The sequence below is a fragment of the Komagataeibacter melomenusus genome, from assembly GCF_013155395.1.
Lineage (GTDB): Bacteria > Pseudomonadota > Alphaproteobacteria > Acetobacterales > Acetobacteraceae > Komagataeibacter > Komagataeibacter melomenusus.
The window spans coordinates 49,017-72,303 of the sequence record NZ_JABJWC010000012.1 but is presented as its reverse complement, the minus strand read 5'-3'; the positions used below and the strand labels follow the sequence as shown (position 1 = coordinate 72,303).

The window sequence follows — 23,287 nt, the reverse complement described above, 5'->3', positions numbered from 1 at the left end:
CACGGGAAAGTCGGTCGCCGCCAGGTCTTCCAGTCTCCCCATCACTAACGCGGGGTGGAGCAGCCCGGTAGCTCGTCAGGCTCATAACCTGAAGGCCGCAGGTTCAAATCCTGCCCCCGCAACCAAACTTAATACACTGAATATAATACAAAAATGCCGCCCTCAGAGGCGGCTTTTTTGCGTCCTGAAATCTCCTGTACTTGCAACGGTTTTGTGCCGGCCTGAGTTCCATGGTCATGGGTAGCCGTCCGTAGGAGCCGTTGCTCGGGGCAAAATGCTCACGGATATGCGCCAGTACCTTCAGATCAGTGCGCTGGCGCGTTGATAGACCGGTCGGGATGCCCAGGCCCGGTAACCCCGTGCCGAGACCCGTAAAAACTGGCGAAGACGTTCATTCGCGCGTGCCAGATCAGCCTGCTGTCCGGATGCTGGCTCGCCCGGACGGTAATCCACTATCCATTTCGCCAGGGTGGATTTGCCAATACCCAGGTCGGCCGCAACGCGCGTGCGTGATAGCCCACTGCTCAACGCACCCATCACGGCCTCGCGCCTGAAATCTTCTACTGTCTCGTCGATCTCCCGATACGAGCTTTAAACGATCAGATGACCGGTATAAATCCGTTACAAGTCCGAAAGTGCAACGTCCAAGGCGGCTTCCGTCGTGTCGTTCAGGATATCCGCCTGTTCATGGGAAAATATGAGAGGCGGGCGGATTTTCAGGACATTTCCGGCTGGGCCGGAAGAACTGATGAGCACGCCGCGGGCGCGCATTTCATTGACCACCCGGGTGGCAATGGCCTCATCCGCCAGTTCGGCGCCAATGAAAAGCCCCGCCCCGCGGACATCCAGAATGGCCGGGTGCCGGGCCAGTTTTGCCCGCAGGTAGGTCCCTACAGTATGGGCGTTTTCCATCAGGTGTTCGTCCTGGATTACGCTCAGTGTGGCTAGGGCGGCGGCCATGGCGACCGGGTTGCCGCCAAACGTATTGAAATAACGGATACTGGACCCGAAATTCCGGATCACGTCCGGCTGGCATACAAGCCCTGCAACCGGATAGCCGTTGCCCATGGGCTTGCCCATCGAGACCATGTCCGGCGCGATGCCGTGGCGTTCAAAACCCCACATATGGGTGCCGGTGCGGCCAAAACCGGGCTGCACTTCATCAGCCAGGAACAGGCCGCCCGCTTCACGGATCGCCTCGACCGCCGGGACCAGGAATCCAGCGGGATCAGAAAATATTCCATCCGAGGAGAAGATCGTATCCACAACCAGCAGCGCAGGCCGGATGCCATGGCGTTGCAGGTCCGCGATGGCGGACCTGACACCTGCGGCAAAATCCGTGCCTGCCGCAGGAGCGCGAACCGTGCGGACATGCGCCCCGAGATTGACGCTTTTGCCCAGCGAGGGAGAAATCTCGGCTGTGGATGAGGTCACGCCATGATAGGCATTCTCGGTAATGATCAGCCCCTCGCCGCCCGTGACATGGCGGGCAATCCGGATGGCCAGGTCATTGGCCTCGCTGCCCGAGCACGTAAATGTTGCCTGCGCGGGGAAGGGGAAGGTCGCAAGCAGGGCATCCGCATAGTCTACAATGGTATCATGCAGGTAACGTGTATGCGTGTTCAGCCGTTCTGTCTGGGCCACGATGGCGGCCACGATGCGCGGGTGGCAGTGCCCGGCAGGTACGACATTGTTGTAGGCATCCAGAAAGCGGCGGCCCTGCACGTCGGTCAGCCATGCCCCCTGGCCCGATGCAAGGTGGAGCGGCTCATCATAGAACAGCCGGTAAGACGGGCTGAGCAACTGCTGGCGGCGTTCAAGGAGGGGCGGCGTCATGGGGCGTCCAGTCTGGAATGGGAAATTGAAGCATGCAGGCGAAGGGCATGCGGGTGGTGGCCTGAGAATGGTAAAAAGGGCCGGAAGGCACGGGCCGTGAGGCAGGTCATGTCTCCGGGCACGAGATCATGACCCCGAAGACGTGGATAATGAACGCTCTGTCCAGTTTTCCTCGACCACGATGTATTCCTCCTCCGCATGATGCCGGACCTTCTGTGGCCGCTGGCAGTTTCCGGACAGGAACACGATGGCGGTATTGGCAACAAGGCCGATCAGGCCGGGATTGATGCCCAGCGTATCGATCCCGCTCATGTAAAGCCCGCAGCCCAGCGCATCACCGAAGATGATCCCCGCGCACAGCGCACGCGGCCTGACGCGGATCGACATGATGGCCAGAAGGAAGCAGGGCAGGAGCTGCGTTACACCAAAATACGTCATGTTATACAGATGCGAAACCAGTGTCGGCACCATGGTCGCCAGAATCATGGAGATGATAATATAGAGCATGATGACCATCTGTGAGGCGGTTTTCTGGCGTTTTTCCGGCAGGCCCGGCACAAGGTTGCGTGCAACAAGCGACCCGATGACAAGGCATGTGCCAGAAAGTACCACCAGCGCTGACAGCGCGGCCCCACCCGCCACAACCCCGATCATGGCAGGCGGCAGGAGGGTTTTTACCGTCTCGATAAAGGCATCATTGGGCGAACCCAGGGCCAGGTGATGATACTTGGCATAAAAGGCGATCAGCATCATGAACGGAAAGACCACCATGTAAAGGGGCATGAAGATCTGTGCCCGCATGACGGTCCGCGCGCTGCGTGCCGTCATCAGGTACGCGCAGCTCAGTGGAAAGATGGGCATGCCGATGGCCTGGAAAAACATCGTGGACATGGCAAAGCTTTCCTCCCGGCCGGTAATGCCCGTCTTGTGCAGTTCATCCGTGCCGATCTGGAACAGGGTGGCGGGATTGTCTGTCCTGAGCAGTGCCATGACGATCGTGCCGATGATGAACAGCACGAGCAGATCCTTCATGACCGAGACATAAGCGGAGGCCCGGATGCCGGAAATGGCGATATACAGGAAGACGATTCCGCCCGCGGTCAGCATGAGCAGCCAGCGCGAGGAGACGATGTTCAGCCCCGACAGCACAAGGGTCAGGCCGGAAAACTGGATGGTCGCCCACGGGATCATGAAAAATATGATGTTGAAGGCGACGGTAATTTCAAGCGCGCGGCTGTCGAACATCTTGCGGAAAATGTCTGGCACCGTGGCAGCGTTGGTATTGCGCGCGAGTTGCCAGATGCGTGGGGTCAGGAAATAGCCGACAGGATAGGCCAGGAGTACATAGGACAGGAACCACGATGCGAACGGATAACCGGAATGATAGATGCCGCCGGGGAAGGCGGTCATCATGCCGATACTGTAGGTCTCGCCAATGCCGAGGAAAAAGATGAAGATCGAACCAAAGGACCGCGAGGCCGTCAGGTAGTCCTTGATGTTCTGCGCACCGGCACGCCGCTTTGAAATGATCGCCACGATGATCGACGCGGTGAGGATAAGAATGAAGAAAAGGATTGCCATTAATACGCTCCCGGCGTGCCAGACAGAAGATCTTGTATTGCAACAGATGCTGTAAAGAGCGGTTGGTCGGTTACCCTGTATTGGCGGCAGTGGTGGTTTCTGCCCGGACATCGGGTGCCGACGGGGATGCCTGGAGATGGTTCTGGAACTGCTCGAGAAAGATGCGTTCACTATTGCTGTAACGCCCGTCACGGTTCCAGAGCAGGAATATCCCCGAGGTGGTGATGCCCGAGGCCGGTGGCAGGCGCCACAGCCTGCCGGCATCCACCCATGGCTGCGCAATGTGTTCAGGCAGGCACCCGATCCCGTAATTCGTTACAATCATGCGGGTGATTTCCTGGATGGAGCACGATGTGCCCGATATCCACCCGCTGAAATCCATCTCGTTGCGAAAGATGGTGATGTTGGAGAGAAGCCCGTCAATCCGGTCCGCTTCGGAGCGGACGAAATTCTCCTGCGCCAGTTCGCGCAGGGAAATGTCGCTCTTGCCAAAAAAGCGGTGGGGCCGCCCGCAGTACAGGCCATAGGACTGCTCCATGATCAGCGAGCGCCCGATGCGCGGCAGGGGGCGCGGGCAGAGCCCTATGCCGATATTGGCCGTCTTTTTCTGTAGCGAACTGAGGATGTCCTCGCTGCGGATGCAGATGATTTCCAGCGATATGCGTGGAAAGCGCTCGTGGAAGCTGGCCAGGAACGTGTCATACGTGACGGATTCAATACTGCTTAGCGTAAGCAGGCGGATATGGCCGCCCACTTCTTCGGCCCCGGATTCAATCTCGTTGCTGATCGCCTTGATCGAGCCATAGATATCGGATGCCAGGCGCAGCACCTTCTCGCCATGGCTGGAAAGCGTAAAGCGGCTCCCGTGACGGACAATAAGGGCATAACCGATCTGTTTTTCCAGCCGCCGCAGCGCCTGGCTGACGGCTGACTGCGTCAGGCGCAGGCTGCTTGCGGCGCGCGTGATGTTGCCCTCATGCGCGATGGCGATGAACGTGCGCAGCAGGTTCCAGTCCAGCCGGTCGATCAGCTGTTCACTTTTCCTGGGGATGTCATGGCCCGTTTCGGCCTTTCGGTTCACAGGGTCAGGCATGGAAGGAAAAGAGAGCGTGGTCATGGGGATACAGCCTGATTTCTGTTTTTCAGGGTACAGGGTTTCATACACCTAACCTGCCGCATTGCATGAGGTTCGTTCGCGATTTCATGGCGCCGGACGCAGGGTACTGCACCACTTCTGTGGCGGTAGTGCCAGCAGGGGCGGATGCATCAAAACGTTGCATACCCATAATGTTTTATCCGGAAGCATGATGTCAATTAATCATTCGGGCTGCCCACCATTATTTCTGTTGCTGGCCATCACATGTGGATGAGAATGCGGTGCGGTGGAGTCTGGACAGATGGGGCATGATTCGCAAGGGCGTTGAAGTATATATTTTCAAGAACAAACGAATATATTTTACAAGGCATACAATTAATGGCCATTATTATTCATTTTAATGGATATTTATTGTTTGCATATCGAAAGGTTCGTGTAATCATCCTTCATAGTAGGAAAAATGATACGGCTGCGTCCGTTCGCCCTGTGTGCATCTTTATGTTTTCCGGAGGTTTGTCCGTGACCCTTCCATCCGAATCCTTCTCTGCAAGTGAGTGGAAAGCACGCTGCGAGCTTGCTGCGCTCTACAGGCTGATTGCCTATTTCCGCATGACGGACCTGATCGACACCCATATATCCATGGCCATTCCGGATGACCCGGGGCATTTCCTCATCAACCGCTACGGCAAGGTTTTCAACCAGATGCGCGCCAGCGACTTGGTGCGGATTGACAAATTCGGCCATGTGAAGGATCTGCAGCTTGAGCAGTCCAATGTGAATGCCGCGGGTTTTGTCATCCATTCCGCCATTCACCAGGCCCGGCCCGACCTTAAATGCATCATCCATACCCACACGCCCAACGGGGCGGGTGTCTCGGCGCAGGAAGACGGGCTGCTGCCCATCAGCCAGCATGCCCTGAAGTTTTATGGCTGCCTGTCCTATCACGCCTATGAGGGGATCGCGCTGCGGGCTGAGGAAAAGGAGCGCCTGATTGCCGACCTTGGCACCAATAATGCCATGATCCTGCGCAACCATGGCCTGCTGGTGGGCGGGCGGCATGTGGCGCATGCCTTCCACGAAATCTATTTCCTTGAACGTGCCTGCCAGATCCAGATCCATGCGCTTGCCGGGGGCAGGCAGCTTTCCTACCCGCCGGAGGATGTGCGGCGGCGTACGGCAGAGCAGTTCCAGCGCGATGAGGCTGAAGAAATCATCCAGCGCGCCTGGACAGCAGCCCTCAGTCTGATTGAAGACGAAAAAGAGTCATACTGCTCGTAATCCGCCAAGTGGCCAGAAGGTTTGGGAATGATGGAAAAAATGTCTGACGAAGCCGATACCCTGGAAATGACCGATGCCCGTTACCTGATGCATCCTTTTACGGATGCGCGGGCCAACCTGCAGGGTGGCGGGATGGTGATCGATCGGGGCGAAGGCGTTTTTGTTTATGATAAGGCCGGTAAGAAATATCTTGAGGCGGTTGCCGGTCTGTGGAGTGTCGGCCTTGGCTTCAGCGAGCGCAGGCTGATTGATGCGGCCGTGCGCCAGATGGAGAAGCTGCCGTACTATCACACCTTCACCGGCAAGTCGCATGCGCCGCAGATAGAACTGGCCGCGCGCCTCGTGGAGATGGCGCCCGTGCCGATGAGCAAGGCGTTCTTTACCAATTCCGGGTCGGAAGCCAATGATACGGCGATCAAGATGATCTGGTACCGCTCCAATGCATTGGGGGAGACAAGGCGCAAGAAGATCATCAGCCGCAAGCGGGGCTATCATGGCATCACGATTGCCTCTGCCAGCCTGACCGGCATTCCCGTCGATCACCAGTCCTTTGACCTGCCGCTGCCCGGTTTCCTGCATGTGACCGCGCCGCATTACTACCGCGAAGGCATTGAGGGCGAAAGCGAGGATGCGTTCTCGACACGGCTGGTCAACGAGATCGAGGCGCTCATCCTCGCCGAGGGGCCCGAGACCATTGCCGCCTTCTTCGCCGAACCCGTGATGGGGGCAGGCGGGGTGATCGTTCCCCCGCAGGGCTATTGGGAAAAACTCCAGCCCGTGCTGAAAAAATACGGCATCATCCTTGTCGCCGATGAGGTCATCTGCGGCTTTGGCCGGACCGGGCGCATGTTTGGCAGCCAGACCTTTGATATCCGGCCGGACATGATGATCCTGTCCAAGCAGCTTTCCTCATCCTACCTGCCCATTTCCGCCATTCTCATGAATGACATGGTGTTTGAACCGATTGCCGATGAGTCGCATGCCATTGGCGCCTTTGCCCACGGCTTTACCAACGGTGGCAACCCCACCGCCGCCGCCGTGGCAATCGAGGTACTGAACATCATGGAAGAGCGTGACCTCATGACGCATGTCAGTGACGTCAGCGTGCATTTCCAGGCGCGGCTGCGGGCGCTGGGCGCCTCTGCGCTGGTGGGCGAGGCGCGGGGCGTGGGGCTGATCGGCGCACTGGAACTGGTCACGGACAAGGCCACGCGCGCCTCGTCGCTAGAGGCCGGGAAGCTGGCGAAATATGCCTTCGCACTCCTGCAGAACAAGGGCGTCATTGCCCGTGCCATGGGCGATACGCTGGCATTCTCGCCGCCACTGATCATCACGCACGAGCAGGTCGATATGATCTTTGATGGCGTGGCGGAAGTTCTTGCGCAGATGGAACACGAGATCGGCTCCGGCCAGTTCCACTGAATGATTATGGATCAGGCTTATGTCATCCATATGGAAATGGATGACATAAGCCATGAATACAGTAATGTGCTTGTAATGGAGTCATGGAATGGTTTCCATCGCCGTTTATGTTGCAGACGATGCTGACTATTTCAGGCAGGTAAAGGCAGCATTTGCCGAACGGGCGCCAGATATCCATGTGGTGGACTGGGCGGCCGCCCTGGCGGCGCCCGGGCAGGTTGACTACGCGCTGGTATGGATGCCCCCCATAGGCGATCTTGCGCGCCTGACGGCGCTTAAGGCAGTTTTCAGCCTGTCTGCCGGGGTTGACCATGTCGTGGCGCGCGATCCCGGCTGGCCGGCCCATCTGCCCCTTATTCGCATGGCGGGGGAGGAAACCGGCCGCCTGATGGCGGATTACCTGTTATGGGCCTGTATCAGCACGATCCGTGGCGCACGGGGCTGGGCGTTGCAGCAGAACGAGCGGGTGTGGAAGCGTACGGTCGTCACGCGCTCGGCTGCGGACTGTGTCGTGGGCATCATGGGGCTTGGGCAGCTTGGCCGTTACGCAGCCGGGCATCTCAGCCGGTGTGGCTTTGCCGTGCAGGGGTGGTCGCGCTCGCCCAAGGTGATCGAAGGGGTCAGGACGTTTGACGGGGCGGCCGGGCTGGCGCCTTTTCTGGCCGGGACCGATATCCTGATCTGCCTGCTGCCCAATACCCCCCAGACCCGCAACATCATCGATGCCCGGGTCCTGCGCGCGCTCCGGCCTGGCGGGGCGTTCATCAATGTCGGGCGCGGGGAGCATGTTGTTGAAAGCGATCTTTTATCGGCACTGGATGACGGCGTGCTGTCAGCGGCTGTTCTCGATGTTTTCCAGCATGAACCGCTACCGCTGGCATCGCCCCTGTGGGCGCACCCATCCGTCATCGTCACGCCGCATATCGCATCCCAGGCCTCGGTCTATGCCCGGGTCGATTATCTGATCGGCTGCATCAGCAGCCTGCAGCGCGGGGAGCGCCCGGAGCAGGTTTACGATATCAGCCGGGGTTACTGAAAGCGCGCGTGCACGCTGCCCTGTGCAAATAAATTTATGGCCTTCATTACCACGAATTATACCAATACTTAAATTCATGCAGTTTCCGCGCATATTGATGCAAAAATATCAATGCAAGAGGAAACATTAAAACAATGGACATTTATCGCTTGAAAAACGTTACGTAATAATAATTAAATGTCGTTACGGCGTTCTCATCGAGAATGCAGGAGCCCCCTGGTTCCTGCCCGGTCTTCATCTTTTTATTTATGCCATCAGTTTCTTCCCGAACGGGACGACAGGGAGAATATGAATGCGATTTTGTTCCTTCGGTGCTCTTGTGTTGTCTACGACCGTCCTGTCGGGCCTGATTGCGGCAGAGCACAGCGATGCACAAGCGGCCACCCCTTCGGCCACGGCCCGCAATCGGCCCGCCAGGGTGCATGTCGGCCCCCGACCGCAACCCGATACCCGGCCCACGGGCGTTGCCGCCCGGGGGGACGGGGAAACCATTCACGTCAGCACCGGCATCCGCACGCCAAATGGCGTGACCGGCACAACCCCCGGCGGTGGCCTCATGCCAGTGCAGACAGTGCCCAAGGCACGGAGTGAGGTAACCCGCGATTTTATTGCCAAGCAGAGTTCCAATACAACGCCGCAGGCCCTTGTGGCCATGATGCCGGGTGTGGCCTATGCCCGTACCGACCCCTATGGCCTGACATCGCGCGCCCTTGTGGTGCGTGGCATGAACCAGAGTGAAATCGGCTACCTCGTTGACGGCGTGCCGCTGGTCGATGGCGTGTATTACCAGCCGGACTCCATCGGCAGTTCACCAGATGCCGAGAACATGTCCTCGGTTTCCCTCACGCAGGGGTCGCCGGATATTACGAGCCCGTCCTATAACGCCGTGGGGTCATCTGTCGATGTCACCCTGCGCGATCCGTCCAGCCATCGGGGCGGCATGATCGAGAGCAGCTACGGCAGCTATCACATGAAGAAGGAATTCGTCCGTTTCGATACTGGCGAAATCGGGCATACGGGCATCCGGGCCTTCATGTCCTATTCCTACATGTTCAGCAATTTCTGGCAGACGCCGGGTTCCATCAACCGCCACCATGTCGATGCCAAGCTGGTCAAGGAATGGGGGCAGGGGAACCGCGTTGCCGTGGAAATGATTTTTGGGCAGTATTCGTCCAGCGGCATCAACTCCAACGGTGCGGCAACGCCCACCAAGGCGGCGTTCGAGGCGGAAGGCACGTCCGCGCTTTACCTCAGCCCGAACTATACACCCGGCAGCGCCGACTATTATCGCATGAACCGCCTGATGAACAAGACCATCGCGGTCATGGCGCCGATGAAGTTCAACCTCGGCCATGAACTCAACCTGCATGTGACGCCCTATTTCATCAACTGGGACAAGGACAGCGGGTTTGGTGAAAACATCAATGATTCACAGGCCTATCTCGGCACGCAGAATGTGGGCGCGCTCAACCTGCCAACGGCCGTGACGCTGGCCAACGGCACGAAGGTCGATACGACACAGGTCGTGGATGAGCAGCACCAGCATACGCTGGCCCTGATGGGGCATCTGGACTGGAAGCACAGGAACAACCTGTTCCGCATCGGGTCCATGTATTCCTATCTTGATATGGTGGAGCCCGCCAATTATGCCGCCGTCGGCCCCGATGGCCTGCCCGCCAATGCCTGGGGGCGATACAGCATCAAGGATGCAGCCGGCCAGGCGCTCAGCCCGTGGAACCTCGTTTTCCGCCAGCAGCAGGTCTCCATCTATTTTGATGATACGCTGTCGCTGCTCAATGACCGCCTCAAGCTGACCGCAGGCTTCAAGGAAGTCATGATCAACCGTTGGGCCACAAACGACCTGCCCGGCATTCCCGACCGCAAGAATGGCGGCAATTATGCGGAGCCGCTGCCCCAGGTTGCCATCAGCTACAATATCACCAAGCATGACCAGATCTTCGTCAACGGCACCACCAGCTTCCGCGCGCCGGACCGGACCGAAGCCTATCTGGACATGTATGACGCGAAATCCCCCTCCCCCATTGACGTGCACCCGCAAAACCTGAAGCCGGAATACGCGATTGGCGAGGAAATCGGCTTCCGCCATAACGGCCTGGTGCATATTGCCGCATCACTGTTCAACTACAACCTGACCAATCACGATGTGAACTCGACCGCCTATTCAGCCGGCGGCTCGCTCGTGACCACGCCGATCAACATGGGTGGTGAAACCGTGCGTGGCGCCCAGCTCGAAATCGGCCTGCGGCCATGGCATCATTTCAGCCCCTATCTTTCGGGGTCTTACGTCCATGCCACAACGGACAACAACTTCCAGATCGACGGTACCTATATTGATACGCGTGGCAAACGTTCGGTCAATACGCCGGAATTTACGGGGGCAGTCGGCCTTTCCTATGATGATGGCACGTTCTTTGGCAATTTCGGGCTGAACTATATCGGCAAGCGCTACACCACCTTCATGAACGACCAGGACATTCCCGGCTACCTGACATCCGACATCACGCTTGGCTACCGGCTGCACAATGTCCGTATCGACAAGTTCATGGTCTACAAGCCGCAGTTCCAGCTCAATTTCATGAATATTGGCAACAACCTGTATTACGCCCAGGCGGCAAGCTTCACGCCAACGGCCAAGGGTGTCCGCGCGGCAAACGGGCAGTGGATCGCAGCAGGCCAGCCTGGCTACAATATTGGTGGTGGCTTTGCGATGTCCGGCGCGCTTACAGTCGGGTTCTGATGTCGCGCGCATCTGGCCATATGGGGGCTGTGGCAGGGGTAGGGACACGCCTGCCGCAGCCAGTCATTTTGGTTCCGGCTCCCCTTTACATGAAAGTGAGCGCCCAATGCCTTCAAAAAGCAGCTTTGTTATTGGACTTGTCATCCCCATGGTCATGATCGACCTGCTGTTTCCCGTGATTGACAAGGTCGGGATTGATGTGGCTGGCCTCCCTTTCTTCATGGTCTGGATCTTTGCATGGTTCTTTCTCACATCAGGCTGCCTTGGCCTGTGCTGGGTCCTGTTCGATCGCAGGCATCACCCCGAATGATGGAACACACCCCTATGGCCAGCAGGTGGGGACAATGAGACATGTCTGACGAAGAAATCGGCTTCATGTCCGCCACCGAACTGACAGCGCATTACGGCAGTGGCCGCCTCTCCCCCGTTGAGGTGACGGCCGCGGTCCTGCGCCATATCGAGGCCACGGAACCAGGCATCAACGCCATGGCCGAGGTAACCGCCCGGCAGGCCATGGACAGTGCCCGCCGGGCGGAGGCGGCCTACCGGGCTGGCACCGCCCGCAGGCTTGAGGGCGTGCCGGTCACCATCAAGGACCTTCAGGAAACCGCGTACATCCCGACCCGCTACGGTTCATGGTCGCGCAAGGACAATGTACCCACCGTGGATGCCCCATGCGTCACGCGCCTGCATGAGGCCGGAACGGTAATGCTGGGCAAGACGACGGTGCCGGAGTTCGGCTGGAAGGGTGTCAGCCAGAGTCCGCTCACCGGCGTGACCAGCAACCCGTGGAAGGCGGGATACAATGCGGGCGCCTCCTCGGCCGGGGCGGGGGCTGCGGCTGCGGCAGGGTATGGCCCCCTGCACCAGGGCGGCGACGGGGCCGGTTCCATCCGCATGCCCGCGCATTTCTGCGGGGTATTTGGCATGAAGCCGACCCATGGCCGGATACCGAACTGGCCCATCAGCAATAATGACCTTGCAACGCATATGGGGCCGCTGACGCGTACGGTAAAGGATGCAGCCCTGATGCTCGAGGCGATGAGTGGCCCGCATCCGTGGGATTATACCTCCCTCGAGGCCGCGCCGCTGGCCTATTCGAGTTTGCTGTCCGCCCCGCTCAAGGGGCGCCGGATCGCCTATAGTCCCGATCTTGGCCATGCCCGTGTCGATCCTGATGTGGCGCAGGCCGTTGCGGCGGCGGTTGGCGTGTTCGAGGCCATGGGGGCCACGGTCGAGGAAGTTACGCCGGGCTGGGGGCCGAAAGGGCCAGAACTGGCGCGTTTTTTCTGGCCTGCCACCTACAGCGCAAAATGCACGCTCCTGCCGGAGTGGGAATCGCTGATGGACCCCGGCCTGGTGGCGATGATCAGGCAAACGCAGGGTCGCACGATGCAGGAATTTACCCTCGCACGCGAACGGCGCTTTGCCTACGCGGTCGAGATCCATCAGTTCTTTACCCAGTGGGACTTCCTGCTCACCCCCGCCGTCAGCGTGACGGCATTCCCCGCCACGCAACTCCAGCCCGATACATGGCCACGACATGACTGGGACTGGCTGGGCTGGGCGGAGTTTTCCTACCCCTTCAACTGGGCGGGTAACCCTGCCGCCAGCGTGCCCTGTGGCTTTGGCGCGGATAACCTGCCCGTGGGGCTACAGATTGTCGGCCGCCGTTTTGATGACCTGGGCGTGCTCCAGGCCTGCGCTGCGTGGGAGGAGGCCAGGCCATGGAGCGCGCTGCGGCCTGACCTGAAACGATCTGGAATACACAGGGAGAAAACATGATGACATGCCCATGCCATTTCACAAATCCGCCTGACCCGGCGCATCAGGATGAAACGGCATTGCAATGACCCTGCGGGGTGGCCGCCAGTGCTGGCGCTCCCGCCCCCCGGTTGAAGCCGTTTTTTTCATATCGTGTTTGTCTGGCCGGTCCATGGTGGATCGCGTGGTGATCGGCCCCGGTGTACGTGTTCCCGCTCGGGAGCACATCAAGAAGCAGAGATGATTTCCATGACTGAATTATGTGAACTATCGGCTGTTGAGCTTCTCTCGCTGTATGCGGCGCGGAAACTCTCACCGGTAGAGGTGATCCGTGATGTCATCGCCCGTTCCGAGGCGGTGCAGCCGGTGCTGAATGCGTTTTGCGGCCTTGATCCCGAACGCGCCCTTGCCACCGCCGTCGCGGCAGAGCGGAGCTGGATGGCCGGCCTGCCCACGCGCGCGCTGGAAGGCGTGCCGGTTTCCATCAAGGATACGGCCATGGTGAAAGGCTGGCGCTTTGCCCGTGGTTCGCGCCTGGCCGAACATAACCCGCCCGCAACACAGGATTCCCCCTCTGTCGAGCGGCTGCGCGGGGCGGGCGCCGTGCTGTTTGCCTCCACCACCACGTGCGAGGGCGGGTGGAAGGCGGTTACCGACAGCCCGCTGACCGGCATCACCCGCAACCCGCACAATACCGACCATACGCCCGGCGGCAGCAGTGGCGGGGCGGGCGCCTCCATCAGTGCCGGGTGCGGCCCGCTGGCGCTGGGCAGCGATGGCGGCGGCTCCATCCGCGTTCCGGCCAGCTTCAGCGGCGTGTTTGGCCTGAAGGCGACATTTGGCCGCGTGCCGATGTACCCCATTGGCCCGCATTATTCCGACATGGCGCATTTTGGCCCGATTACCCGCACGGTGGCGGATGCAGGCCTGATGTTCTCGGTGATTGAAGGGCGCCACCCGATGGACCCCTTCACCACCGATCCGCTCCCGGCCGCGGATTTTCCCATTACGCCGCTGCCACTGGCAGGGCTGCGCATCGGGGTGACGGAAGATTTCGGCTTCATGAAGGTCGATCCGGAGGTGGCTGCGGTCTATCGTGCCGCCATCGCGCGCATCGAGGCGGCTGGCGCCGTACTGGTGCCGCTGGCCCCCATGGAGGACTGGCGGCCAACCTATCGCACCTTGTGGCAGGTGGGGGCATGGCAGTCCCAGCGCCGCCTGAGCCCGGCCGAGCGCGACCTGCTCGACCCCGAATTCCGTGGCTGGGGCGACCGTGGCGCGCATATCCCCACCGGGGACTATGTTGATGCGATGATGGCGCGGCTGGCCTACCGCCAGGAATGCGCGCGCCAGCATGCAACGGTTGACTTTGTCATCTCGCCCACCGTTTCCATCCTGCCGCTCAAGGCGGGGCTGACGGTGCCCGATGACAGCTGGCCGGACTGGCTGGAATGGGCCGGGTTCTCGCTGCTGTACAACATGACCGGCCAGCCTGCCGCGTCGCTGCCGGCGGGTTATTCTTCGGGTGGGCTGCCGGTGGGCATCCAGATCGGGGGGCGTATCAATGATGATATCGGCGTGCTGCGCCTGAGCATGACACTCGAAGGCCTGCTGGCCGAGGCCCGCCCCGACCCGTCAGCAGTCTTTGAAAAGGCCATGCGCAAAGGCTGATCCGCACGCGGCCGCAGCGCCATGATGCTGCGGCCGCGCCTTGTGTGGTGCGGTGCCCCTGCCACGCCTGTGTCGATATTTCCGCAAGAGAAACATGATGATGTCCTATCCCGATACCCTGTTGTTCATTGATGGCCAGTGGCAGGCGGCCAGCGACGGGCGGACGCTTGACGTGCTCGACCCCGCCACCGCACAGGTGATCGGCACGGTGGCCCATGCGGGGCAGCCCGAACTGGCGCAGGCGCTTGCTGCGGCGCGGCGTGGCTTTGCCGTATGGAGCGCTACGCCTGCCTTCCAGCGCTACCAGATCATGCGCCGGGCCGCCGTGCTGGTGCGTGAGCGCGCGGAAGAGGCGGCAGGCTACATGTCGCGCGAACAGGGCAAGCCCGTGGCGGAGGCGCGTGCCGAAATGGCCGCCGCCGCCGATATAATCGACTGGATGGCGGAAGAGGGGCGGCGTGCCTACGGGCGCCTCGTGCCCGCGCGCCTCATGGGGGTCACGCAGTCTGTCATCCGCACGCCGGTTGGTCCGGTTGCCGCATTCTGCCCATGGAATTTTCCGGTCAACCAGGTCGTGCGCAAGGTCAGCGCGGCCCTGGCCACCGGGTGTTCCATCATCGTCAAGGCCCCGGAGGAGACCCCGGCCTCGCCCGCCATGCTGATCCGCGCCTTTGCCGATGCGGGCGTGCCTGCCGGGGTGATCGGGCTGGTATATGGCACGCCTGCCGAAATCTCGGAAACGCTGATCGCCGATGATATCATCCGCAAGGTCACCTTTACGGGGTCGACGGCGGTTGGCAAGATCCTGGCATCCCTTGCGGGCGCGCACATGAAGCGGGTGACCATGGAACTTGGCGGCCATGGCCCGGTCATTGTCACGGCGGATGCCGATATCGGGCGTGCGGTCTCCCTGCTTGCCGCAGCCAAGATCCGCAATGCCGGGCAGGTCTGTGTCTCGCCCACGCGGTTCCTGATCGAAGAAGGGGTCTTTGAGGCATTCCGGGCGGCCTATGTTGCCCATATGCAGGCGCTTGTGGTGGGCAATGGCCAGCGCCCCGGCACGCAGATGGGTCCCGTGGTCAGCCAGCGGCGGCTTGAAGCGATCGAGGGCCTGGTCAATGAGGCGCGCGACAGGGGCGCAAGGGTGGAAACCGGCGGCCACCGCCTTGCCGGGCCGGGCTATTTCTATGCCCCGACCGTGCTGACGGGGCTGAAGGCTGATATGCGCATCATGAACGAGGAACCCTTTGGCCCGATCTCGCTGCTCTGCCCCTTTGAGACGCTGGATGAGGCGATTGCCGAGGCCAATCGCCTGCCCTACGGGCTGGCGGCCTATGCCTTTACGGGGTCGGGCGCGGTTGCGGCCCGCCTGCGTGATGGTGTGCGCACGGGCATGCTGACCATCAACCATATCGGCCTGTCGCTACCGGAAATTCCCTTTGGCGGGATCGGTGATTCCGGTTATGGCTCGGAAGGCGGGTCGGAGGCGCTTGACGCCTACCTCGATACCCGTCTGGTGACATCAATGGATTATATGTGAACGGGGGGCATCCGATGGGCATGCCTGTCTCTTCCACCGGCATGGAGAAAGCCGGGGCCAATTTTGAAAAGGCCCTGCTCCTGCTTGAACAGCCATCGCGGCCCGTATCGGTGGAGGACGCAACCCGGATCGCGCATGACATGTTCGCCGTGACGGGCAAGGTGTCGCGCCTGCCGGGCGAGCGCGACAGGAATTTCCGCCTCCGTACCGCGCAGGGCGGGGATTACGTGCTGAAAATCGCGCACTGTGCCGAACAGGAGGAGATGCTCGACCTGCAGGACAGTGTCCTGCGCTATCTCAGGGCGGAAGACCCGACGCTGGCCGTGCCGGAACTGCTGGCCCCATCCGTGCCGCATGCCGTGTGGCGTGATGGCGCGGGGGAGGCGCGCATCGTGCGGATGGTGACCTTCCTGCCCGGCACGCCCCTGGGCAACCGGCCGGCCACGGTGCCGCTATGCGCCTCCATCGGGGGGATGCTGGGGCGGCTGGACCAGGTGCTGGCGGGTTTTCATCACCCGGCGCAGTCACATGCGCTTTTATGGAATTTGCGCAATGCGGCCTATATGCGCAATTTCATCCGTTATTTCCCCACCGGGGCGCAAAGAGCGCTGGCCAGTGCGGCGCTGGCGGCCTTCGAGCAGCAGGTGCAGCCTGTCATGGCGGACCTGCCCGCGCAGGTGATCCATAATGACTTCAATGTTCATAATATCCTGTGCAGCGATCAGGCCATCGAGGGAGTGATCGACTTTGGCGATGTGATCCGCGCCCCGCGCGTGCAGGATCTTGCAATTGCCGCCTCGTACGTGATGGGGAGCGGCACGCAGCCGCTGGAGCAGTTCATGGCCATTCTTTCCGGCTATTGCCAGGCCATTGCGCTGACACGGGCGGAACTGGCGTGCCTGCCCGCCATGATGGGCGCGCGGCTGGTCATGTCGCTGGGCATCAGTTCATGGCGGGCGAGCCGTAATCCCGCCGATGCCGCATACATCACGCGCAACCAGGCCATTGCCTGGCAGGGCCTGGCCCGGCTTGATGCCCTGCAGGACACCCTGCGCAACAGGATGCTGACCTTCGCAACCGCGTAACCGCAAGGGGCAGGCGGGCTGATACGATGCGGATGGCCACGGCCCACCCACCAGCACAGGACCATGAAAAAGGTTAGTCAGATGCACAAGAATGCCAATATCACGATTGATGGCCCCCGCCTGAACGAGGACATTGCCCATACAGCCCGTTTTGGCGCGACCCCACGGGGCGGTATCCGCCGGCTGGCCCTGTCGGCGGAGGACCGTCTTGTCCGTGACTGGCTGGCAGCCCAGGGCGCGGCACTTGGCTGTTCCCTCAAGGTCGATACCATGGGCAGCCAGTTCCTGCGCCTGGAGGGGAGCGATCCCGCCCTGCCACCACTGATGATGGGCAGCCACCTTGATACCCAGCCCACGGGCGGCCGGTATGATGGCATTTATGGCGTGCTGGGGGGGCTGGCCGTATTGCGGGCCTTCCGGGCGGCGGGGTATGTGCCGCGCCACTCAATCGAACTGGCCAACTGGACCAATGAGGAAGGGGCGCGCTTTGCCCCGGCCATGACGGCATCAGGCGTTTTTAGCGGTGTCTTTACGCTTGAGCAGGCCTATGGCCTTGCCGACCGCGATGGCGTCCGCCTGGGGGATGCCCTGCTCGCGATTGGCTACAGGGGCGATGAACCCTGTGGTGCGCACCCGCCTGCCGCCTATTTCGAACTGCATATCGAACAGGGGCCGGTGCTGGAAAACGAGGGCAAGACCATTGGCGTCGTGACAGGCGTGCAGGGCATGCGGTGGTTTGACGTGACCCTGATTGGCCAGGAAGCTCATGCGGGTACCACCCCGATGGAACTGCGCCGCGATGCGCTGCTCGCGGCAGCCCGCCTGATGGTGCTGGCCGCGGATGTGGCGGCGGCGCACGGGCCTGATGCCAAGACAACCATCGGCATCGTTGATGCAAGTCCGGGCAGCCGCAACGTGGTGCCGGGTGAAGTGCGCATGACGCTGGACCTGCGCCACCCCGATGATGCCGTAATCGACAGGATGGAAGCCGATTTCCGTGCGCGGGCGGCCGAGATTACGGGCAAGGCAGGCATCGAACTCTCGATCGAGGAAAGCTGGGGCTCGCCTTCCGTGCCGTTTGACCCGGCCTGTATCGGCATGGTGCGCGATGCGGCGGCCAGGGCGGGGCTGAGCCATCGCGACATCATTTCCGGCGCGGGACATGATGCGGCCTATATGGCCCGGATCTGCCCGACGGCGATGATCTTCATTCCCTGCCGCGACGGGCTGAGCCACAATGAGGCGGAATATGCCGAACCGGATGATATCGTGGCAGGTGCAAACGTGCTGATGCGCGCGATCATGGCGGCGGACGAACATTTTGACCCTGCCTGATACAGGGCAGGGCGGTGTGCGGGCCATTTCGCCAGGGAGCCGGACGGCCCGCGCCGGATGATCGGTTGCAATAAAGCCGCGATGCCTTTTGTTCTATCTGTTCCGCCTGGCCGTCTGGTGCGCCATGAGGCCAACGATCAGCACGAACGCCAGGAACATGAAACTGCTGCTCACGCTCAGGCTGGCGCTGATTGCGCCCTTGTAGGCCTGCGTCACCTCAGCATGCGTGGCGGGTGAAAGGGTACGGATCGCGGCCATTCCCTTTTCCAGGAATGCGGGCACGTCGATTTTCTCTGGCAGCACCTGCAGCCGGTTCTGCAGGGTCAGTGCCATGACACCGCCCGAAAGGGCCACGCCAAGCGCGCCGCCGAGCGAGCGGATGAAGGACATCATGGCCGTGGCAATGCCAAGCGCGCCCGCTGGCACGGCGTTCTGGATCATGACCGTGGCATTGGGCATGCCAATGCCCATGCCTACGCCCAGACACCCCAGGCCGAGCAGGAAGAACAGGGCTGGCGCGCCATGATGGGCGCAGACAGCAATCAGGCTCAGCGCCGTGAACTCGATGCCAACGCCGATGGAGAGCAGAAGCGCGTAGCGTTGCGTTCTGGACGAGACATATCCGCCCAGCACCGAACTGATCATCATCGTACCCACCTGCGGCAGCATCATCAGGCCAGAGGCTGCTGGCGTCTCGTCCAGAACGAGCTGGTAATAAAGCGGCAGGAAGATCATGGACCCCATCATGGCGAAGGACATGATCCCGGTTGCGGCAACGCAGACGGAAAAAGTCGGGATACGCAGCAGGTCCAGACTGACCAGCGGCTCCAGCGCCCGTCGCTCCTGCCGGATGAACAGCACGAATACAAGCGTTGTACCCCCAAGCAGGAGAAATGTGAGCGGCGATGTCCATGCCAGGGTCGTGCCAAGCGCGTTGAACAGCAGCAGGTAGCCTGCCGTGGCAATGCTCAGCAGGGCCGCGCCGGGGTAGTCGATGCGGGGCCTTGCCTCGGCCCGGCCAACCGGCAGGCTCAGCATGATCAGCCCGAACGCCACAAGCCCGATGGGCAGATTGACCAGAAACACCCATCGCCACGACAGCGCGCTGGTCAGCATGCCGCCCAGAAAGGGCCCCGTTACGCTGCTGACCGCAAACGCGCCCGTGAACAGCCCCTGATAGCGACCGCGCTGCCGGGGGGAGACCATATCGCCGATCACCGTCTGTGACAGTGTCATCAGACCGCCAGCCCCCACGCCCTGAAGCCCGCGGAACACGATCAACTGCCACATGCCCTGTGCAATGCCGCATAGCAGCGAGGCGGCGAGGAACGAGCCGATGCTGAACGCCAGCAACGGCCGCCTGCCGAACATGTCGGACAGCCTGCCATACATTGGCGTGGCGATTGTGGAGGTCAGCATGAACGCCGTCACCACCCACGACATGTGCGCAAGGCCGCCAAGGTCACTGACGATCGTGGGCAAGGCGGTCGAGACGATGCTCTGGTCGAGTGCGCCCATGATCATGGTCAGGATCAGGCCGGTGAAAACACGCCGACGTGTCGAAGGGCTATAGGCAGATGTCGTCTCTGCCACGGAAGATGACTGCACGAAGGAATCCTGTGATGATAAAAGAGATGGCCCTCATGCCACCTGTTTGACGAACGCATGCGGCCCCGGTTGCTGCGGTTGTCGTTGCAGGTCTGGCGCGATGCACAAGCGGGCCGAAAGGGGCCGATCTCGATCCCCCGGGCGGATCACGTCATCGCGGGGCCTGCGCATGATGGCCGGACATTCTTTCCCTCTCTCCGTGTTGGCGCTTCAGGCGCGGAAATGCCGCAATGCGTCCGCATGCCTTTCCGGTGCCCATACGCATCGGGTGGTGCCGCAAACCGGGTTATGGTAGCCCATGATGGCCTTGATGGGGAAGGAAGGGATCATGTCCATTCGTATCGGCATTGCGGGCTGGTCGATCTCTTCCGCAATGGCCAGAACGTTGCAACTGCCCGCAACGGGAACGCAGCTTGAACGGTATGCCACCTGTTTTTCGGCGGTCGAGATCAATACCAGCTTCTATCGCCCCCATCGGCGCACGACCTACATGCGCTGGGCGGCAGGCGTGCCGTCTGCATTCCGTTTTTCCGTCAAGATGCCCCGAACCATCACGCATGAGCGCCGTCTGGTCGACTGTCAGGCGTTGATCGAGCGCTTTGCCGGGGAAACGGATGGCCTTGGCGACAAACGTGGCCCGATCCTGGTGCAGTTTCCCCCCAGTTTCGCCTATCCCGGTGATATTGCCGTGCGTTTCTTCCATGATCTGCGGGCCATGTTTGGCGGCGGCATTGTGGTGGAGCCCAGGCATGCAAGCTGGTTTCAGCCAATGGTGGATCAAATGCTGACAGAACTGCGGATCGCACGCGTTGCCGCAGACCCGGCCCGGCCACACCCCGCGGCACAGCCCGGTGGCTGGAGCGGGCTTGCCTATTTCCGGCTGCACGGCGCCCCGGACATCTATAAGTCACGGTACACGCATGAAGCGGTCAAGGCGCATGCAAAGGTTGTTGCAGCCCTTGCCGCCCGCGGCACCGAGGTCTGGACGATCTATGACAACACCACATATGGGGCTGCCATGCAGAATGGATTCGAACTTGCGGAAGCCTGCGCTGACCTTGCCGGACAATAACGCGTTTGCCTGTTTTCAGGGGCCGGATGAAAAATATCTTCTGAATTCCTGCCGTTATTGAGCCTGGTTCCGTGTTTACCAATTGCTCACCTTTACGGAACATAATCCGATGCCGCTTTCAACAGGCCGCATGGTTCGGGCAGTTCCGGCAAGGAAGGTATCAGACATGACCAAATACACGACAGCTTCAGGTGTAACTTACAACATTACCCAGCCCGATACCGATTTGCTTATACCTATATACGATGTGTGGGATGTCACGATCACCGCGCCTGATGGAAGCACGATATATACAGGCACAAATCTTAGTCCTGGAATTGACGTTCTTGGCGTGTTGCAGCTAGCGGCTTCGGGTTATGTCCTGACCGGCACAGACAACTATGACACCCTGATTAGTGCCGCAAGTAACCAGACCATTGTCACGGCGCCAGGCTCTACCGGCGACGTCGACATTGGCGTAGGCGCAGCGGAAGCCGATACCTATTATATCGGTGGTGACAACACCATATCGGGTCTGGTCAGCGCGATTACGGGAACCACGATCAATGTGGTTGGCGGAACGGCAACCCTGACAGGCAATAGCGGGGGATCGCTCGTGGGCCTCCTGACCGGGTCCACGGTCAACATCGAATATGGTGGCACGTTCAATACCGGTGCCGCGCTGGTCAGCGTTCTTGAAGGGGGCACGGTCAATTTCGGTACAGGCGGCGGCACGCTGATCCTGAATGGCGGCGGCACGGTCATCAGCCTGCTGGCCTCCGGGACACTGAGCGGCACCACCCTGAACAATTATGACCCTGCGAAAGATACGATCGAACTGCAGGGCACGACCGGCGCCATTTCTGCCTACTCGATCCAGGATAGCGGATCGGGTGGCAAGACCATCACAATGTTGAATTCCGCCGGGCAGACGGTTGCCGAATATGCGGTCAAGACAGCAGATGGTGTCACGCTGCCCGATGGCAACTATTCAACCAATGTGACGGATCTCGCCGCCAATCCCCTGCAGGTCACCTATGCCGATGACAATACCTATATCGGGGCCTGTTTTCTCGCGGATTCCATGATTGAAACGCCGTCGGGCCAGTGCGCGGTGCAGGATCTGCGCATTGGCGATGAGATCATTGCCTATGCCGCAGGCAGCACGCTGACCCGCCGGGTCATATGGGCAGGCCGCAAAAAGGAAACCGTCCGCATGGGGTTGCCCGATGACGAGGCAGGCTATCCGATCCGTATCCTGCGCAATGCCGTTGCTGAAGGCGTGCCCTGCAAGGACATGCTGATTACTGCCGAGCACTGCCTGTTTTTTGAAGGGGGCTTCATACCGGCCCGCATGCTCGTTAACAACCGATCCGTTTTTTATGACCGGTCGATTACGGCTTACGAGTATTATCATATTGAAACGGAAGAGCATTCCATCATCAAGGCAGATGGCATGCTGACCGAAAGCTATCTCGATACGGGCAATCGCGGCACGTTTCAGCAAAATGGCGCTGTTGTCAGCATTGGCCGCAAACCGGTCCGGTCCTGGGCTGAAGATGCCGCGGCACCCCTGACCGTGGCGCCGGAGGTGGTTGAACCCGTGTTCCGCATGCTTGAAAGCCGGGCCCTCCAGGCTGGCCATGCCATTGCCTGCGAACCGCCCGCCCTGAGCGATGATGCCGACCTGCATCTGATGACGCCCGCAGGCAGCATCATCCGCAAGATGCGCGACGCCAATGGCTATGCCTTCTTCATGATTCCGCCGGGGGTCGAAACGGTCCGTATCCTGTCACGCACCAGCCGGCCTGCTGACACGATTGGCCCCTATGTCGATGACCGGCGCCAGTTGGGCGTGCTGGTCAGAAATATCAAGCTGTTTGAAGGCAGCGTGGCGCACGCCATCGCAACCCATCTGGCCCCCCAGGCGCCCGAGGGATGGTATGACGGGTGGTATGCCCCCCGCAATGAGCCCTGTCGCTGGACAGACGGGCAGGCCACGTTGCATCTGGGCCAGCGGCGTGCTGGATCAATGGGGCTGCTCTGTCTCGAAATTATGGCCGGTGGCCCGTACAACATGGCTGCAGCCAGCGACGTAGACCCCGAGATGCTCCGTCTGACAGCTTGAACCCAAAGGTGTTCCCTGCGCGGCACCAGGCGCGCAGGGAACTGGCCACGGCATATTGATGCGGTGGCAAAAGCGCATGGTAATCAACCTGCCTTGCT

At 60.7% G+C, this 23,287-nt stretch carries 17 protein-coding genes and 1 tRNA gene; 13 read left to right on the top strand and 5 right to left on the bottom strand.

Annotated elements, in window-relative coordinates; genetic code table 11:
• The first annotated feature begins 48 nt into the window (after window positions 1–48).
• Window positions 49–125 (top strand) — tRNA-Met (locus HNW77_RS06930).
• Between the two features lie 175 nt (window positions 126–300).
• Here HNW77_RS06930 and HNW77_RS17510 read toward each other — a convergent pair.
• The 4 genes from HNW77_RS17510 to HNW77_RS06910 form a co-directional block, all read right to left on the bottom strand.
• Window positions 301–576: a transposase gene (locus HNW77_RS17510; RefSeq protein WP_276592100.1), complete on the bottom strand. Its 276-nt coding sequence runs from the start codon at window positions 574–576 to the stop codon at window positions 301–303.
• A 45-nt stretch (window positions 577–621) separates the two neighbouring features.
• Window positions 622–1,836, bottom strand: coding sequence for an aspartate aminotransferase family protein (locus tag HNW77_RS06920; RefSeq protein WP_172156380.1), 1,215 nt, complete (start codon window positions 1,834–1,836; stop codon window positions 622–624).
• 126 nt (window positions 1,837–1,962) lie between these two features.
• Entirely contained in the window at window positions 1,963–3,417 is a 1,455-nt protein-coding gene (locus HNW77_RS06915; RefSeq protein ID WP_172156378.1) for a sodium:solute symporter family protein, read from the bottom strand.
• Between the two features lie 70 nt (window positions 3,418–3,487).
• Window positions 3,488–4,534 (bottom strand): LysR family transcriptional regulator, encoded by a 1,047-nt coding sequence (locus HNW77_RS06910; protein WP_241694338.1) that lies wholly within the window; start codon window positions 4,532–4,534, stop codon window positions 3,488–3,490.
• A 498-nt stretch (window positions 4,535–5,032) separates the two neighbouring features.
• Between HNW77_RS06910 and HNW77_RS06905 the strand changes: the two genes are divergently transcribed.
• The 10 genes from HNW77_RS06905 (at window position 5,033) to HNW77_RS06860 (ending at window position 18,402) form a co-directional block, all read left to right on the top strand.
• Window positions 5,033–5,791 carry a class II aldolase/adducin family protein gene (locus tag HNW77_RS06905; RefSeq protein WP_276592097.1) on the top strand — a complete coding sequence of 253 codons (759 nt, stop codon included), beginning with the start codon at window positions 5,033–5,035 and terminating at the stop codon, window positions 5,789–5,791.
• A 39-nt stretch (window positions 5,792–5,830) separates the two neighbouring features.
• The gene (locus tag HNW77_RS06900) at window positions 5,831–7,213 is read left to right on the top strand and encodes an aspartate aminotransferase family protein (RefSeq protein ID WP_172156374.1); all 1,383 of its coding nucleotides are present in this window, start codon (window positions 5,831–5,833) and stop codon (window positions 7,211–7,213) included.
• Between the two features lie 88 nt (window positions 7,214–7,301).
• The gene (locus HNW77_RS06895) at window positions 7,302–8,249 is read left to right on the top strand and encodes a 2-hydroxyacid dehydrogenase (RefSeq protein ID WP_172156372.1); all 948 of its coding nucleotides are present in this window, start codon (window positions 7,302–7,304) and stop codon (window positions 8,247–8,249) included.
• A gap of 319 nt (window positions 8,250–8,568) precedes the next feature.
• A complete protein-coding gene (locus HNW77_RS06890; RefSeq protein ID WP_276592098.1) occupies window positions 8,569–11,007 on the top strand; it encodes a TonB-dependent receptor in 2,439 nt (812 codons plus the stop codon).
• A 106-nt stretch (window positions 11,008–11,113) separates the two neighbouring features.
• On the top strand, window positions 11,114–11,317 hold the full coding sequence (locus tag HNW77_RS06885) for a DUF3311 domain-containing protein (protein ID WP_172156368.1): 204 nt from the start codon (window positions 11,114–11,116) through the stop codon (window positions 11,315–11,317).
• Between the two features lie 41 nt (window positions 11,318–11,358).
• Complete coding sequence (locus HNW77_RS06880) at window positions 11,359–12,792, top strand: amidase family protein (protein WP_172156366.1); 1,434 nt, start codon at window positions 11,359–11,361, stop codon at window positions 12,790–12,792.
• A gap of 228 nt (window positions 12,793–13,020) precedes the next feature.
• Window positions 13,021–14,442 carry an amidase family protein gene (locus HNW77_RS06875; RefSeq protein ID WP_187353198.1) on the top strand — a complete coding sequence of 474 codons (1,422 nt, stop codon included), beginning with the start codon at window positions 13,021–13,023 and terminating at the stop codon, window positions 14,440–14,442.
• A 97-nt stretch (window positions 14,443–14,539) separates the two neighbouring features.
• Entirely contained in the window at window positions 14,540–15,982 is a 1,443-nt protein-coding gene (locus HNW77_RS06870) for an NAD-dependent succinate-semialdehyde dehydrogenase (protein ID WP_172156396.1), read from the top strand.
• Window positions 15,983–16,002: 20 nt separating this feature from the next.
• The gene (locus HNW77_RS06865) at window positions 16,003–17,067 is read left to right on the top strand and encodes a phosphotransferase (RefSeq protein ID WP_241694336.1); all 1,065 of its coding nucleotides are present in this window, start codon (window positions 16,003–16,005) and stop codon (window positions 17,065–17,067) included.
• A gap of 63 nt (window positions 17,068–17,130) precedes the next feature.
• On the top strand, window positions 17,131–18,402 hold the full coding sequence (locus tag HNW77_RS06860; RefSeq protein WP_241694335.1) for a M20 family metallo-hydrolase: 1,272 nt from the start codon (window positions 17,131–17,133) through the stop codon (window positions 18,400–18,402).
• A gap of 93 nt (window positions 18,403–18,495) precedes the next feature.
• On the opposite strand, the gene HNW77_RS06855 is transcribed toward HNW77_RS06860, so the two are convergent.
• The gene (locus HNW77_RS06855; protein WP_172156362.1) at window positions 18,496–20,010 is read right to left on the bottom strand and encodes a DHA2 family efflux MFS transporter permease subunit; all 1,515 of its coding nucleotides are present in this window, start codon (window positions 20,008–20,010) and stop codon (window positions 18,496–18,498) included.
• A gap of 328 nt (window positions 20,011–20,338) precedes the next feature.
• Between HNW77_RS06855 and HNW77_RS06850 the strand changes: the two genes are divergently transcribed.
• The gene (locus HNW77_RS06850) at window positions 20,339–21,082 is read left to right on the top strand and encodes a DUF72 domain-containing protein (RefSeq protein ID WP_172156360.1); all 744 of its coding nucleotides are present in this window, start codon (window positions 20,339–20,341) and stop codon (window positions 21,080–21,082) included.
• A 331-nt stretch (window positions 21,083–21,413) separates the two neighbouring features.
• Complete coding sequence (locus tag HNW77_RS06845) at window positions 21,414–23,189, top strand: Hint domain-containing protein (RefSeq protein WP_276592099.1); 1,776 nt, start codon at window positions 21,414–21,416, stop codon at window positions 23,187–23,189.
• Window positions 23,190–23,287 lie beyond the last annotated feature (98 nt).